At 46.7% G+C, this 565-nt stretch carries 2 protein-coding genes; both read left to right on the plus strand.

Annotation, left to right across the window (positions count from 1 at the left end; genetic code table 11):
* The first annotated feature begins 30 nt into the window (after positions 1-30).
* Positions 31-321, plus strand: coding sequence for a YggT family protein (locus HMPREF1627_RS02060; RefSeq protein WP_034500753.1), 291 nt, complete (start codon positions 31-33; stop codon positions 319-321).
* Positions 322-447: 126 nt separating this feature from the next.
* Positions 448-565: DivIVA domain-containing protein (locus HMPREF1627_RS02065; RefSeq protein ID WP_034500755.1), on the plus strand; the 118-nt coding region annotated here is incomplete at its 3' end.

Genomic DNA, 565 nt, shown 5'->3' on the forward strand with positions numbered 1-565 from the left:
GCTTGGGTTTCTAAAGGTAGGTTTTAACACTTGTCTTGGTACATCGGACAGGCGCTATCGTTATTAGTCTCGATTTACACGCTGGTGCTACTCATTAGGCTGGTTTTTGACTGGGTTCAGTTCTTCAGCCCGCAGTGGCAGCCACGCGGTGTGCTCCTTGTGCTCCTGAACGTTATTTACGCCCTTACGGATCCACCGTTGCGTTTTTTGCGCCGTTTCATTCCTCCATTGCGGCTTGGCGAGATCTCTCTCGACGTGGGATTTATTGTCCTGTTTGCGGGTGTAGTAATTTTGGGAGAAATTGCGAGATTGCTCATGTAGGTGCACACTTACAATGAAATTCTGTAGTCTATGAGATAGAAAAAGTTTGACTGCGCGTGCTGTGGACAAAATTATTGTCTGGAGGCTAGCGCTGTACAAATCCCATTTAGATATAGAGGTGAAGAAATGGCACTGCTTTCGACAGAGGATGTCTTGAATAAGACTTTCCAGTCGGTGAAGTTCCGTGAGGGATACGACCAGGTCGAGGTTGATGAGTTTCTCGACGAAGTAGTTGAAACCATCT

It is taken from the genome of Actinomyces sp. S6-Spd3 (assembly GCF_000758755.1).
Lineage (GTDB): Bacteria > Actinomycetota > Actinomycetes > Actinomycetales > Actinomycetaceae > Pauljensenia.